This is a genomic window from Pseudomonas paeninsulae (assembly GCF_035621475.1).
Lineage (GTDB): Bacteria > Pseudomonadota > Gammaproteobacteria > Pseudomonadales > Pseudomonadaceae > Aquipseudomonas > Aquipseudomonas paeninsulae.
In genome coordinates this window covers 850,535-864,969 of the sequence record NZ_CP141799.1, presented here as the reverse complement: position 1 = coordinate 864,969, position 14,435 = coordinate 850,535, and the positions used below count along the sequence as shown (strand labels likewise).

The window sequence follows — 14,435 nt, the reverse complement described above, 5'->3', positions numbered from 1 at the left end:
CATGTCGAAATTCTTTATCGATCGGCCGATTTTCGCCTGGGTAATTGCCCTGGTCATCATGCTGGTCGGAGCGCTGTCGCTGCTCAAGTTGCCCATCAACCAATACCCGAGCATCGCCCCGCCGGCCATCGCCATCGCCGTGAACTACCCTGGCGCGTCCGCGCAGACGGTGCAGGACACGGTGGTGCAAGTGATCGAGCAACAGCTCAATGGCATCGACAACTTGCGCTATGTCACCTCGGAAAGTAATTCCGACGGCAGCATGGCCATCACCGCCACCTTCAACCAGGGCACCAACCCGGACACAGCCCAGGTGCAGGTGCAGAACAAGCTCAATCTGGCCACCCCGCTACTGCCGCAAGAAGTTCAGCAGCAAGGCATCCGCGTGACCAAGGCGGTCAAGAACTTCCTGATGGTGATCGGCCTGGTCTCCCAGGACGGCAGCATGACCAAGGACGACCTGGCCAACTACATCGTCTCCAACATGCAGGACCCTATCTCGCGCACTGCCGGCGTCGGTGACTTCCAGGTGTTCGGCGCCCAGTACGCCATGCGCATCTGGCTCGACCCGGCCAAGCTGAACAACTTCCAGCTGACCCCGGTGGATGTGAAAAACGCCATCACCGCACAGAACGTCCAGGTATCCTCGGGCCAGCTCGGCGGCTTGCCGGCCGTGCAAGGCCAGCAATTGAACGCCACCATCATCGGCAAGACCCGCCTGCAGAGCGCCGAGCAATTCGACGCCATCCTGCTCAAAGTCAACCCGGATGGCTCGCAAGTGCGCCTCGGCGATGTGGCCGAGGTGACCTTGGGCGGCGAAAACTACGGTATCAGTGCCCAGTTCAACGGCAAGCCGGCGTCTGGCCTGGCCGTCAAGCTGGCGACCGGCGCCAACGCGCTGGAAACCGCCAAGGCCCTGCGCGCCACTATTGCCGAGCTGGAGCCGTTCTTCCCGCAAGGCGTGGAAGTGGTGTTCCCGTACGACACCACACCGGTGGTCACCGAGTCGATCTCCGGCGTGGTGTACACCCTGCTCGAAGCCATCGCCCTGGTGTTCCTGGTGATGTACCTGTTCTTGCAGAACTTCCGGGCCACGCTGATTACCACCATGACGGTACCGGTGGTACTGCTCGGCACCTTCGGCGTGCTCGCCGCCTTCGGTTTCAGCATCAACACCCTGACCATGTTCGGCATGGTGCTGGCGATCGGCCTGCTGGTGGACGATGCCATCGTCGTGGTGGAGAACGTCGAACGGGTCATGGCCGAAGAAGGCCTGTCGCCGAAAGAAGCCACGCGTAAATCCATGGGCCAGATTCAGGGCGCGCTAATCGGCATCGGCCTGGTCTTGACTGCCGTACTGCTGCCGATGGCGTTCTTCAGCGGCTCCACCGGGGTGATCTACCAGCAGTTCTCCATCACCATCGTCTCGGCCATGGTGCTGTCGGTGCTGGTCGCGCTGATTTTCACCCCGGCGCTGTGCGCGACCCTGCTCAAGCCGATTGGCAAAGGCGAGCATGCGCCCAAGCGCGGCTTCTTCGGCTGGTTCAACCGCAGCTTCGACCGCGGCGTACAACGCTACGAGCGAGGTGTCGCGAGCATGCTGCGGCACAAGCTGCCATACCTGCTGGCCTACCTGCTGATCATCGTCGGCATGGTCGTGCTGTTTACCCGCATCCCCACCGCCTTCCTCCCGGAAGAGGATCAAGGCGTGCTCTTCGCCCAGGTGCAAACGCCAGCGGGATCCACCGCAGAACGTACCCAGGTGGTGGTCGACGAGATGCGTAGCCACCTGCTCAGCGAAGAGGCGGATGCGGTCAGCTCGGTATTCACCGTTACCGGCTTCAACTTCGCCGGTCGTGGTCAGAGTTCGGGCATGGCCTTCATCATGCTCAAGCCCTGGGGCGAGCGCTCCGCGGAGAACAGCGTGTTCAATCTGGCGCAACGCGCGCAACAGCATTTCTTCAGTTTGCGCGACGCCATGGTGTTCGCCTTCGTACCACCGGCGGTCATGGAATTGGGCAACGCCAGCGGCTTCGACGTGTTCCTCCAGGATCGCGCCGGGGTCGGCCACGACAAACTGATGGCCGCGCGCAACCAGTTCCTTGGCATGGCCGCGCAAAGCAAAGTGCTGGCTGGCGTGCGACCGAACGGGCTGGACGATGAGCCGCAGTACCAACTGAGCATCGACGACGAACGTGCCCGCGCCCTCGGCGTGACCCTGACGAACATCAACCAGACCCTGTCGATTGCCTTGGGTGGCAGCTACGTCAACGACTTCATCGACCGCGGACGGGTGAAGAAGGTGTACATCCAGGGCCAGTCCAGCTCGCGCATGAGCCCGGAAGACCTGAACAAGTGGTACGTGCGCAACGACAGCGGCGAGATGGTGCCTTTCTCGGCCTTTGCCACTGGCGAATGGATTTATGGCGCGCCCAAACTGACTCGTTTCAACGGGGTCGCGGCCGTGGAAATTCTCGGTACACCCGCACCCGGTTACAGCTCCGGCGAGGCCATGGCGGAAGTCGAAGCGTTGGCGCAGAAACTACCGGCGGGCATCGGCTTTTCCTGGACCGGACTGTCCTACGAGGAGCGCCTGTCCGGTTCGCAAGCGCCGGCCCTTTATGCGCTCTCGCTGCTGATGGTGTTTCTCTGCCTGGCAGCCCTGTATGAAAGCTGGTCGATCCCGATTGCGGTGATGTTGGTGGTGCCCCTGGGCGTCATCGGCGCCCTCGCGGCCACCAGCCTGCGCGGGCTGTCGAACGACGTGTACTTCCAGGTCGGCTTGCTGACGACCATTGGCCTGGCGGCGAAGAACGCCATCCTGATCGTCGAGTTCGCCAAGGAACTGCACGAACAAGGGCGCAGCTTGACCGAGGCGGCGATCGAAGCCTGCCGCATGCGCTTGCGCCCCATCATCATGACCTCGCTGGCGTTCGGCCTCGGCGTGGTGCCGCTGGCCATTTCCAGCGGCGCCGGCTCAGGCAGCCAGCACGCCATCGGTACCGGGGTGATCGGCGGCATGACCACCGCAACCATTCTGGCGATTTTCTGGGTTCCCCTGTTCTTCGTCAGCGTCTCTTCGCTGTTCCAGCGCAAGACGCGCACAACACTCGTCGAGGAGGCGGCCCAATGAACACGTCCTTAGTCTGCATCGCAGTCGCCACCCTGCTGCTCAGTGGCTGCTCGCTGATACCCGATTACCAGCAACCACCTGCACCGGTGGCCAGCCAGTGGCCACAAGGCCAGGCCTACTCGCCAACCGAGTCGGCCGACATCGCCGCCGCCGAACAAGGCTGGCGCCAGTTCTTCCGTGACCCGGCCTTGCAGCAGCTGATCGAAAGCGCCCTGGTGAATAACCGCGACTTGCGCATCGCCGCCTTGAATATCGAGGCCTACCGCGCGCAATACCGCATCCAGCGCGCGGACTTGCTGCCTGCGGTCAGCGCAGATGGCAGTGGCAGCCGGCAACGCCTGCCGGCGGACGTTGGGCAAACCGGCCGCGCCGGGATCAGCAGCCAGTATTCGGCGACCCTCGGCGTCAGTGCCTATGAGTTGGACCTGTTCGGCCGCGTGCGCAGCCTTAGCCAAGAGGCATTGGAAACCTATTTTTCCAGTGAGGAAGCGCGCCGTTCCACGCAAATCAGCCTGGTCGCCAGTGTCGCCAATGCCTACCTGACCTGGCAGGCCGATCAAGCCCTGCTGGGGCTGACGCAAGACACCCTCAAGGCCTTCGAGCAAAGCCACCAGTTGACCGTGCGCAGTAATGCGATCGGCGTGGCTTCGGCGCTCGACTTGAGCCAGTCGCGCACCTCGGTCGAAGGGGCCAGGGTCAAACTGGCGCAATACCAGCGCCTGGTCGCGCAAGACCGCAACGGCCTCACCTTGCTCCTGGGTAGCGGCCTGCCGGCGGAGCTGCCAGCCAGTCAAGCACTCGACGCCGACCTGCTCAGCCAGGTGCCGGCCGGGCTGCCGTCAGACCTGCTGCAACGCCGCCCGGACATTCTCGAAGCCGAGCACCTGCTCAAGGCCGCCAACGCCAATATCGGCGCGGCGCGTGCGGCATTCTTCCCGCGCATCAGCCTGACCGCCAATGCCGGCAGCCTCAGCCCCGACCTCTCCGGGTTATTCAGCGGCGGCTCGGGCACCTGGTTGTTCCAGCCGCAGATCAGCCTGCCGATCTTCAATGCGGGCAGCCTGCGCGCCAGCCTGGATTACTCGAAAGTCCAGAAAGACATCAGCGTGGCTCGCTACGAGAAGACCATCCAGACCGCCTTCCAGGAGGTTGCCGACGGCCTGGCGGCACGCCAGACCTACCATCAGCAACTGCAGGCCCAGCGCGATCTGGTCGTAGCCAATCAGGATTACTACCGCCTGGCTGAGCGCCGCTACCGCGTCGGCATCGACAGCAACCTGACCTTCCTCGATGCCCAGCGCTCGCTGTTCAGCGCGCAGCAGGAGTTGATCATCAATCGCCTGGCGCAACTGGCTAGCGAAGTGAACCTGTACAAGGCGCTCGGCGGTGGCTGGCGTGAACGCACCGGCCAGGCCGCGCTCGTGCCAGCGGCGCCAGCGGAGGGTTGAGGCTCATCCACGAGCAGGTGCGGATCGTGCAGAACGGGGGAACCGGCCCGTCCCGGCGACCGTGTCTATGAAAGGCGATGTACCGGTTATGGGTTGATCGGTTTGCTGGGATGAACCACCGGGCAGCGCATGCCGGACACGTAGCAGGTTCGGTTGATAAGACTGAGGAGGTTGTCTTCGATGCAGCCTTTGCAGTCGGCTTGCAGGCTAGCCACGGCCATTTTCATGGTGACTGCCGACACTACCAAGGCGGCAGTACCCAACGTGATCACGTGCATTGCGGTTACTCCAGTTCTTGGTGTAATGCCAATGCCAGCGGTTTTTGTGTGCTGACCCTGCTTGAGTCAGCACCTGAATGCCTGTTACGAATTTATTTGCCTGAAAAACCGGCATCCAACGCCAGTCGGTCCTGGTCGCGGAAGGCGATCAGCAACAGGCTGCCGGCAAAGATGATCAGCGAGGGATAGAACAGCACGTTGCTGCCTTCGAATACCCAGCCCCAGGGATCGATCACCGACTGCATCACGGCAAACAGCGAGGCGCCGTTAAACAGCACTTGCGCCGGATAGACCCAGCGCCGCGCGAAACCCAGCACCACGGCCAAACCGACCAGCATCTGCAGCACGCCGCCGACACGCAGCACACTCTCGATACTGAGGAAGTCGAAGTAGAACTTGTTGGCCACCGCCATGCCGTGCGCGACGTTGAATACTTTGTCGGCCCCCCAAATAACCAATAGCCAGCCAATCGACAGGCGAAGGAACAACAGAGTCCAGATTTTCATAACGAACTTTCCTATTAGGGCCGGGCTTGTGGCCCGGCCTTGAGTTGCTACACGGCCGTCGTGGCGTGTAAGTGAGGGTATTTCCAATATGGGCAAGAGGCCCCAGGCGCAGCGGGCCTGCCGCTGCTGCTGACGCGCAGCACCTCGACCGGGGAGGTCACCCGGCCTTGTCATTGGCTGCCTGCTGGGTGCTACCAGCGCCTTCAGCCGCGCCCAGGCGCCATTGATGGAACCTGGCCAGCCAGCGCAAGGCGCTGGCCGGGGCATGGGCACGCTTCCATTCGCCGGCCACGTACTTGTTCGCCTCGGCCATCGTCGGGTAGATGTGGATGGTGCCCAGGACCTTGTTCAACCCGTAACCGTGCTTCATGGCCGCGACGTATTCGGCGATCAGCTCGCCGGCATGCTCGCCGACGATGGTCACCCCGAGGATGCGATCCTTGCCCGGCACGGTCAGCACCTTGACGTAGCCATGGGCGGCCTCGTCGGCAATCGCGCGGTCCAGTTCATCGATGCCGAAGCGGCTGACTTCATAGGCGATACCCTGGTCCTTGGCATCCTGTTCGTTGATGCCGACGCGGGCCACCTCGGGGTCGGTGAATGTCGCCCAGGGGATCACCCGGTAATCGACCTTGAAGCGCTTGAAGCCGCCGAACAAACCGTTCACCGCCGCATACCAGGCCTGATGCGCCGAGGTGTGGGTGAACTGAAAAGGCCCGGTGACATCGCCCACCGCGAAAATATTGGGGAAGCGCGTGGCGAGGAACTCGTTGGTTTCCAGGGTGCCGTTGCTACGCACCTCCAGCCCGAGTTCCTCGGCGCCGAAGCCCTTGACGTTGGCGACCCGCCCCAGGGCCAGCAACACCTGATCGAAGGGCAACACGACCTCGCGGTTGTCGATCAGGTTCTGGCAGATCAACTGCCGCTGGCCGTCAACCACCTCGAAACGCACCGCCTTGTGCTGCAAGCGCAGCTCGACGCCATCATGGCGCAGGCTGGCCATCACCGCTTCGCTGGCCTCGAGATCCTCACGAATCAGCAGGCGCTCGGTCATCTCCACCTGAGTCACCGCACTGCCGAGGCGCTGGAACGCCTGGGCCAGTTCGCAACCGATCGGCCCGCCCCCCAGCACCAGCAAGCGTTTAGGCTGCTCGCGCAGATCCCAGACGTTGTCCGAGGTCAGCGGAGCCACCAGTTCGATGCCCGGAATCTTCGGCACCAGCGGGCGCGCACCGGTGGCGATGACGATGGAGCGCGCACTCAGGCTCTGACCATTGACCTCGACCGTCCAGGGCGAGGTGATCTTCGCCTCGCCCTGCAACACCTCGACACCCAGCTGGGTATAACGCTCGACCGAGTCATGCGGCTCGATATCCGCCACCACCCGCTGCACCCGCTGCATCACCGCGGCGAAATCCACTTCGGCCTTGATCGGCTTGAAACCGAGCTGCTCGGCCTTCTTCAATTCGTTGGCCAGCTTGGCCGAACGCAGCAGCGCCTTGGACGGTACGCAGCCGGTATTCAGGCAGTCGCCGCCCATCTTGTGCTTTTCGATCAGGGTCACCTTGGCCTTCACCGCGGCGGCGATATAGGCCGACACCAGGCCACCAGAGCCGGCGCCGATCACCAGCAGGTTGCGGTCGAAACGCGTGGGCTTCTGCCAGCCGGCGTAGACCTTGCGCGCCTTGACCAGCTCCAGCAGCTTGCGCGAGATAATCGGCAACAGGCCGAGCAGCACGAAGGCACCGATCAATCCTGGCGAGAGGATGCCGGCCAGCGAATCGAGCTGAGCCAACTCACGGCCAGCGTTCACGAAGACCAGGGTGCCCGGCAGCATGCCCAACTGGCTAATCCACCAGAAAGTCCGCGCCGGCAATTTGGTCAGGCCCATGGCCAGGTTGATCAGGAAGAATGGAAACACCGGCACCAGGCGCAGGGCGAACAGGTAGGAGGCACCCTCGCGTTCGATGCCCTGATTGATCCCGGCCAGGCGCTTGCTGAACTTGGCCTGCACCCAGTCACGCAGCAACAGGCGACTGCTGAGCATGGCCAGCGTGGCGCCCAGGGTGGAGGCGAAAGAAGCCAGCAAGGTGCCGCCCAACAAGCCGAACAAGGCGCCGCCGACCAACGTCATCAAGGCCGCACCCGGCAATGACAGCGCGGTGACCAGCACATAGAGCACGAAGAACAGGCCGCCTGACAGCCAGGGGTTGGCGAGCACCTGGGCGTTAAGGGCCACTTGCTGCGCCTTGAGGCTGGCGAGGCTGAGGTACTGGCTCAGGTCGAAGACGAAGAAACTGGTCAACAGCAACAGGATGATGGCCAACAAGGCCGACTTACGCGTGTCCATGCAGACAGCTCCTTTATTGATTTTGCAATGCGCCAGCACAGCTGGAACCCTGACCGGCGGTGCAGGCGTAGCAGTGATCGCGGGTGATGATGGGATTGCCGTGCAGGTTGGTGGCCTGCAGCAAATCGCGCAGATGCGCACGGTCACGACCGATCAACTCGGGCAGTGCCATCGGCAGCTCGAGCATCTGATTGAAGTCGCAGTCGTACAGATAGCCCTGCCAGTCGACACTGACCACGCTGCGGCACATCAAGTCATCGAGGTTCTCCGGCCGGTAGCTGTCGCGCAGCAACTGCATGTAACCGTTGAATTGCCCCTTGCTCACCAGGGTGCTGCCAAACCGCGCGATCGGCTGGTTGGTGATGGTCAGCAGATGGTTGAAGTGAATGCCGAAGTCCTCAGCCAGATGCTCTTTGAACTCGGCCTCGAGCTGCGCCTGGGGCGGCGGCAGATTGGCGCCTTGCGGGTTGAACACCAGATTCAGAATCAGGCCGCTACCCTCGACGCCATAGCCCAACCGATTGAGCTGCTGCAGACCCTCGATGCTGGCATCGAAGACGCCATCGCCACGCTGCTTGTCGACGTTCTCCCGCGAGTAGCAGGGCAACGAGGCGGTGACTTCCACCTCCTGCGCAGCGAGAAACTCGGCCAGGTCTGCATAACCCGGCTCGCAGAGAATCGTCAGGTTGCAGCGGTCGATGACCCGCAGCCCTTCGCTGCGGGCGTAAATCACCAGCTCGCGAAAGCGCGGATGCATCTCCGGGGCACCGCCGGTGAGGTCGAGGGTTTGCACCGAATGAGTGGCGATAACCTGATGCAGCAAGGCCAGGCTCTCGTCGGTCATGGCCTCCGTGCGGGTCGGCCCGGCATTGACATGGCAATGCAGGCAGCGCTGGTTGCACAGGTAGGTGAGGTTGATCTGCAGAGCGTGCAGTTGCGCGCGGTGAATCGCTGGAAAACTCAGGGCATTAAGCAGGGGCAAGGTGGGCAGCATGACAATCTAAACTCTTGGGAACTGTTGCTTTGAGAGCCGAAGCGGCTCTGCGTTACAAAACCGAGCCTTGCCAACGCTGTACAGCCACCTTGTCGACGCCGCGTGCTGCCAGTCGGCCGAGCACGACCTGGGTAGCGGTGAACGTCACATAAAAAACGAAGACAACGGCAGGGGTCATACGGGGAGCCTTGTGGCAGAGCACGGCGCCCTCAATTACGGACTGATAGGTCCATAATACGCCAAAAAATTAGCCCAGGTTCGCCATGACCAGTTCGATAACTGTAAGCAATTCTTTCTGCTCCATGCCGGCCTTGGTCTGGGTGCGCAGGCCGCTCATCACACAGTGCATGTACAGCGCGCGGGCAGCAGGCGGTTGAGTGGCCGACACCAGGCCTGCATCTTGCGCCTGCTGGAAAGCCTGCTCGAACACCCCACGAAAACGCCGGGTGGCGAGGGCAATCAGGCGCTGCACCGCCGGGTCGCTGGTGGAAAATTCATTGGTCACGTTGACCAGCATGCAGCCGCGCGGCGTGGCTCGATCGGCGTCGTCGAGCACCGATAGCAGGCATTCATGAATGAACACGAGCGGCGACTCGGCCAGCTCCAGGCGCTCCAGCAGGTAGCGAGTGCGGCTCTCGACATACCGACTGAAGGCGGCTTCGAACAGGCTCTGCTTGTTGCCGAAGCTTTCATACAGGCTGCTCTTGGACAGTCTCGTCGCCTCAAGCAGATCCTGCAGGCTGGTGGCCTCATAGCCCTTGCCCCAGAAAAGCTGCATGGCAGCTTCCAGGACAAAGTCGGGGTCGAAAGATCTAGGGCGTCCGCGGTTCATGCGGCTGATTATGGACCGAGCATGTCTTAATTCAAAGGCGGAGCTACCCGCGCTGTAACAAAAGCTCAAGCAACGGCTCATAAGAGTGCCAACCTGGACAACCAGATCTCACTCCACCGCAGAGACGGGAGCACTTGCTTGACTGACCGCCCTACCCCCGAAATCGCGCCTACCGCAGCCTGTTTGGTCCTGCTGTGCAAGCGCCCAGCGCTCGGTCATTCCAAGCAACGCCTGGCAGCGCAGCTGGGGCTGAAGCAGACGTTCAAGATCGCCCAGCACCTGCTCGACTGCGCCCTGGAGGATCTCCAGCACTGGCCAGGGCCCAAGGCACTGGCGCCGGATCACCCCCAGCACGTGGCCTGGGGGAAGTCCCTATGCCCCCTGGCCCTATGCCTGGCGCAGCACCAAGGCAACCTCGGTCAACGCCTCAACGACCTGGACCGCAGGTTGCGCACGCAGGGCCAGCAGCGCCTGCTGTTCATCGGCAGTGATTGCCCGGCCCTGCTGCCGAGTGACTACCAAACGGTGTGCGAACTACTCGACGCCCATGACACGGTACTGCTCAAGGCACGCGATGGCGGAGTCGTGTTGATGGCCTCGAACCGCCCATGGCCAGACCTGCGCGACCTGCCCTGGAGCACTGAGCACCTGGCCCAGGCGCTGGCCTACAAGTGCCAGGCTGCCGGGCATTCACTGGTACAGACCGGCGACTACTTCGACATCGATCACCAGGAAGACCTGCAGCTGCTGGCCCGCGCCCTCGAACCGGACACGCGCTCCGCACGACTGCGTTTGCGCGATGCCGTGCACGACCTCGGAATACCGGCGCATGCCTGATAAAACACCGATCAGCGTGATCATCCCCTGCTGGCGCGATGAGGCGTTACTCGGTCCCCTGCTGTCCCGCCTGCATCAGCTGGCCACGCGTTCCAGGCAAGTGCTGCAGATCATAGTGGTCGATGCCGCACGTAGCCCAAGCTGTAACCGCATATGCCAGCAGCATGGTGCCCAGTGGTTGCCGGCCACACCCTGCCGAGGCGAACAGTTGCGCCGGGGAGCTGAACACGCGCGGCATTCGATCCTGTGGTTTTTGCACGCCGATGCTCAGCTGCTGGGCAATCCCCTGCCGGACATACAGACGGCGGTGGCCTCGGGTGCGGTCGGCGGCGCCTTCGCCTTCCGCTTTGCCGGACCCAGCTGCTGGCAAAGCCGCTTGCTGGAACGCCTCATCGATTGGCGCAGCCGCTTCGGCGTGCCCTATGGCGATCAAGGCGTGTTCGTCGAAACCAGCGCCTACCTTGCCTGCGGCCAACACCGTCCCTGGCCGCTGTTCGAGGAAGTGGAACTGATCAAGCAGCTGCGCCGACTGGGCCGCTTCGTGCGGATCGGCCAGGGTGTTCAGGTCGACCCAAGACGCTGGCAACGCGACGGCTGGTGGCGGCGCTCGCTGCATAACCGCCTGCTGGCACTCGCCTATGCGGTCGGCGTACCGGCTAGCCGCTTGGCGCGACTGTACGGCCAGCGCAACACATCCGCCTGCACGTCGAATAAACCCTAGCAGCCTGTCGGACTTGAATTCATGAACGGGGATATCAATAGTGAGGCGAAGCGATTCGCCCCACTATTGAGGTATTTCCAGGCTTTTTTGCCCCGAATTTCCTGAGAACGAGCGGGTTTAGTTCATTTCTACCCACACTGGACGGATTTGTGGCGCAAAACGGCCATGCGTTTCAAATTCCAGGCCAGACATACCAGGCGCCATTCGCCGCTCACCTTGTCCTTGCCTCGCAGCAGAAACTGGCGAAAACCCATGACCGACTTGATGATGCCGAACACCGGTTCCACCGTCTGTTTGCGCAGCGCATAGAGGCGGCGCCCCGGCTGGCTCTTGAGTTTGTGCGCCATGCGTTGTTGCACTGTGGCATCAGCGTCGAGCGCTGCCAGCTCCTCGAAGCGCGCCTTCCAGTGCGGGTGATGATCTTCGCGTGCCACCGCCAGGTAGGGCTCGATTCCCGCCGCCTCGCAGGCGGCGATGTTGCTTTCGCTGTTGTAGCCACAGTCCCCGAGCACCACGTTCACCTGACCCAATGACTCCGGTAGCGCCTTAAGCTCGGCCAGCATGGGGACGACTTGTTGCTTGTCGTTGCCCGCCTGAGTGAGGCCTGGCGCCACCACCAACAGGGTGTCGGTATCCACTGCGGCCTGGGCGTTGTAGCACTGTTCGAAGCCGCCGCCAGCCACCCGCATGATGCGCGAGTCTTCGTCGGTGAGGTTGATTTGGTCGTGTTCGGTAGGCCCTTCCACTGGGGCTTTGGGCGGCTTGCCGCCGGGCTTCTTGCCCGTTTCTGCCGTGCGCGCCGCACGCTTGGCAAGCTTCTCTTGGTAGGCGGCCTGATCCTGCTCGAAACGCGCACGGGCGCGCACCTCGATCTTGGCCTTCGCCGCGTCCATGGCGAGCAAGCGATCTTGCCGGCGTTTGATCTCGTCCGGCAGATCGATGCCGACGGGGAGCTCTGCCTGGTCGGCCCGTTCAGCCAGCGCCAGGAGCTCCTGCACTTCGGCCTTGAGCTGGCGTTCGAGTGTCTGGATATGGCCATAGGACAGTGCACTGTGGCGTGAGGCGCTGGCATGCAGCTTGGTGCCGTCGAGGCTGATGGTGCCGAGCTTGAGCAGCTTCATCTCGCCCGCCAGCTCCAGCACCTGAAGGAAGATGCCGGCCAACTCGTCGAGGAAGCGGCGGCGGAAGCTGGCCAGGGTGTCGTGATCGGGGTGACTGCCTGAGGCCAGGTAGCGAAAGGCGAGCGAGTCGTAAGTGGCGCGTTCGATCATACGGCTGGAAAAGGTGCCGGTGGCATAGCCATAGACCAGCAGACTAAGCAGCACCTCGGGGTGATAGGCGGCGCTGCCGCGTCCGCCATAACGCCGGGTGAGCGCACTCAAGTCGAGCCGTTCGATGGCTTCGAGAATGAAACGGGCCAGGTGGGCTTCTGGCAGCCAGTCATCCATCGATGGCGGGAGCAGGTAGTCAGTCTTGCGGTCGATCGGACGAAAGCGGCTCATGCGGAGGCATCGGCTGGGCGGTGTCGGGATTATCCTGGAATCCAGTGATTAAGTCCGACAGGCTGCTAGGAGCCTTCATGCGCACTCTGTTACTCAGCCTCATGCTCTGGCTAAGCAGTCCGCTATATGCCAGCAACTTCGACCATGAGCATGCGCAGTGGAGCGAACTGCTGGAGCAACACGTCGCCTGGGTTAACCAGGGGGTGGCCAGTACCGTCGACTATCGAGGTTTCCAACAGGATCAGGCAGAACTGGCAAGCTATCTGGCCACGCTGTCGAACGTCTCCCGCCAGCAATTCGACGGCTGGAGCCGTGATCGGCGCCTGGTCTTTCTGCTCAACGCCTATAACGCCTTCACGGTACAGCTGATCCTCGACCACTACCCGCTGGAGTCGATCAAGGATATCGGCGGGCTGTTCAGCAGCCCCTGGAAGCAGGCGTTCATCCCTCTGCTGGGGCAAAGCCTGAGCCTGGACCAGATCGAGCACACACTAATCCGCGCACCCGGCGTCTACGACGAACCGCGCATCCACTTTGCCGCCAATTGTGCCTCGGTCGGTTGCCCGGCCCTGCGCAGCGAAGCCTTCGTGGCCAGCACCCTCGACGGGCAACTCGAAGACAGCCAGCGACGCTTCCTGAAAGATCGCAGCCGTAACCGCTTCGACTCGGCCAGCGGTAGCTTCCAGGTCTCGAAAATCTTCGCTTGGTACGCTGAGGACTTCGCCAAGCGCTGGGGCTCGCTGGACAACTACCTGATCCAGCAAGCCCCCCTGCTCAGCCCTCCGGCACAGCGGCCTGCAGCCAATAGCACGCCCAGGATCGAGTACCTCGACTATGACTGGTCACTCAATCAATCCAGCTGAGCGAGGGAGCGCCGAGGTTGCGCGCCGGCATGGCCAACCTTTGCCGCGGGCAACGGTCAAATACCATTGTCTATTGCCGCTAACGACCTCGCGCGCGGCATGGCTGGCACCCGGCACCAGCCATCGCTACCGCCGCCTGAGCCACTAGTTGCAGGTTAAGCGCCTGCTGCATAAGCAAGGAGATGCATGACCATGAGCAAGCAATCACTGCCACCGGCCCAGTATGCGGATCTGCGCGCCGTGTTCATCAACACCACGCTCAAGCCTTCCCCCGAGCCCTCGCACACCGAAGTACTGATGGACGTATCCCAGGCAATCATGCGCGCGCAGGGGGTCAAGGTGGAGCACATTCGCGCCGCCGACCATGTGCTCGCTCCCGGCGTGCAGCCGGATATGACCGCGCATGGTTTCGAGCGCGACGATTGGCCCACGCTCTACGCCCGGGTGAAACAGGCGGACATTCTGGTGATCGGTTCGCCAATCTGGCTGGGGGAGCGCTCGTCGATCTGTTGGAGCGTGATCGAGCGCCTATACGCGCAGTCGGCGGATCTGAACGGCAAGGGTCAGTACGTCTATTACGGCAAGGTCGGCGGCTGCATCGTCACCGGCAACGAAGATGGTGTTAAGCATGTCGCCACCGGGGTGCTGTATGCCCTGCAGCATCTGGGCTACAGCATCCCGCCGCAAGCCGACGCCGGTTGGATCGGTGAAGCCGGCCCCGGCCCCAGCTACGGCGACCGCCAGGACGATGGCAGTCGGGTCGGGTTCGCCAACGACTTTACCCAGCGCAACACCACCTTCATGACCTGGAACCTGCTGCATCTGGCTCGCCTGCTCAAGGATGTCGGCGGCATACCGGCCTATGGCAATGTGCGCGAGCAGTGGGATGCGGGCAACCACTTCGACCACCCCAACCCGGAGTATCGTTAGGCGCCAACGGCGCTGTGCTGACGCTGGTGCCGCGCTGCGAC

The 14,435-nt window shown here is 62.6% G+C and carries 12 protein-coding genes; 6 read left to right on the top strand and 6 right to left on the bottom strand.

Annotated elements, in window-relative coordinates; translation table 11 throughout:
• Position 1 precedes the first annotated feature (1 nt).
• Both VCJ09_RS03880 and adeC read left to right on the top strand, forming a co-directional pair.
• Positions 2-3,133 carry an efflux RND transporter permease subunit gene (locus VCJ09_RS03880; protein WP_324733207.1) on the top strand — a complete coding sequence of 1,044 codons (3,132 nt, stop codon included), beginning with the start codon at positions 2-4 and terminating at the stop codon, positions 3,131-3,133.
• Complete coding sequence (gene adeC, locus VCJ09_RS03875) at positions 3,130-4,581, top strand: AdeC/AdeK/OprM family multidrug efflux complex outer membrane factor (protein WP_324733206.1); 1,452 nt, start codon at positions 3,130-3,132, stop codon at positions 4,579-4,581. The genes VCJ09_RS03880 and adeC overlap by 4 nt, the downstream gene beginning before the upstream one ends.
• 86 nt (positions 4,582-4,667) lie before the next feature.
• On the opposite strand, the gene VCJ09_RS03870 is transcribed toward adeC, so the two are convergent.
• The 5 genes from VCJ09_RS03870 to VCJ09_RS03850 all read right to left on the bottom strand — a co-directional run bounded on the left by VCJ09_RS03870 (position 4,668) and on the right by VCJ09_RS03850 (position 9,487).
• The gene (locus tag VCJ09_RS03870) at positions 4,668-4,859 is read right to left on the bottom strand and encodes a hypothetical protein (RefSeq protein ID WP_324733205.1); all 192 of its coding nucleotides are present in this window, start codon (positions 4,857-4,859) and stop codon (positions 4,668-4,670) included.
• A 92-nt stretch (positions 4,860-4,951) separates the two neighbouring features.
• Positions 4,952-5,365 (bottom strand): DoxX family membrane protein, encoded by a 414-nt coding sequence (locus VCJ09_RS03865; RefSeq protein ID WP_324733204.1) that lies wholly within the window; start codon positions 5,363-5,365, stop codon positions 4,952-4,954.
• 157 nt (positions 5,366-5,522) lie between these two features.
• A complete protein-coding gene (locus VCJ09_RS03860) occupies positions 5,523-7,715 on the bottom strand; it encodes an FAD-dependent oxidoreductase (RefSeq protein WP_324733203.1) in 2,193 nt (730 codons plus the stop codon).
• A 13-nt stretch (positions 7,716-7,728) separates the two neighbouring features.
• A complete protein-coding gene (arsS, locus tag VCJ09_RS03855) occupies positions 7,729-8,709 on the bottom strand; it encodes an arsenosugar biosynthesis radical SAM (seleno)protein ArsS (RefSeq protein WP_324733202.1) in 981 nt (326 codons plus the stop codon).
• A 247-nt stretch (positions 8,710-8,956) separates the two neighbouring features.
• Entirely contained in the window at positions 8,957-9,487 is a 531-nt protein-coding gene (locus VCJ09_RS03850) for a TetR/AcrR family transcriptional regulator (protein WP_079204740.1), read from the bottom strand.
• Between the two features lie 192 nt (positions 9,488-9,679).
• Between VCJ09_RS03850 and VCJ09_RS03845 the strand changes: the two genes are divergently transcribed.
• On the top strand, positions 9,680-10,378 hold the full coding sequence (locus tag VCJ09_RS03845) for a TIGR04282 family arsenosugar biosynthesis glycosyltransferase (RefSeq protein ID WP_324733201.1): 699 nt from the start codon (positions 9,680-9,682) through the stop codon (positions 10,376-10,378).
• Entirely contained in the window at positions 10,371-11,099 is a 729-nt protein-coding gene (locus VCJ09_RS03840; RefSeq protein WP_324733200.1) for a TIGR04283 family arsenosugar biosynthesis glycosyltransferase, read from the top strand. Before VCJ09_RS03845 ends, VCJ09_RS03840 begins: the two co-directional genes overlap by 8 nt.
• Positions 11,100-11,227: 128 nt before the next feature.
• Here the strand turns inward: VCJ09_RS03840 and VCJ09_RS03835 are convergent, their stop codons facing one another.
• On the bottom strand, positions 11,228-12,601 hold the full coding sequence (locus tag VCJ09_RS03835) for an IS1182 family transposase (RefSeq protein ID WP_324733199.1): 1,374 nt from the start codon (positions 12,599-12,601) through the stop codon (positions 11,228-11,230).
• A gap of 77 nt (positions 12,602-12,678) precedes the next feature.
• Between VCJ09_RS03835 and VCJ09_RS03830 the strand changes: the two genes are divergently transcribed.
• Together VCJ09_RS03830 and VCJ09_RS03825 are read left to right on the top strand one after the other, a co-directional pair.
• Entirely contained in the window at positions 12,679-13,464 is a 786-nt protein-coding gene (locus tag VCJ09_RS03830; protein ID WP_324733198.1) for a DUF547 domain-containing protein, read from the top strand.
• 192 nt (positions 13,465-13,656) lie between these two features.
• A complete protein-coding gene (locus tag VCJ09_RS03825; protein WP_324733197.1) occupies positions 13,657-14,394 on the top strand; it encodes a flavodoxin family protein in 738 nt (245 codons plus the stop codon).
• Positions 14,395-14,435 lie beyond the last annotated feature (41 nt).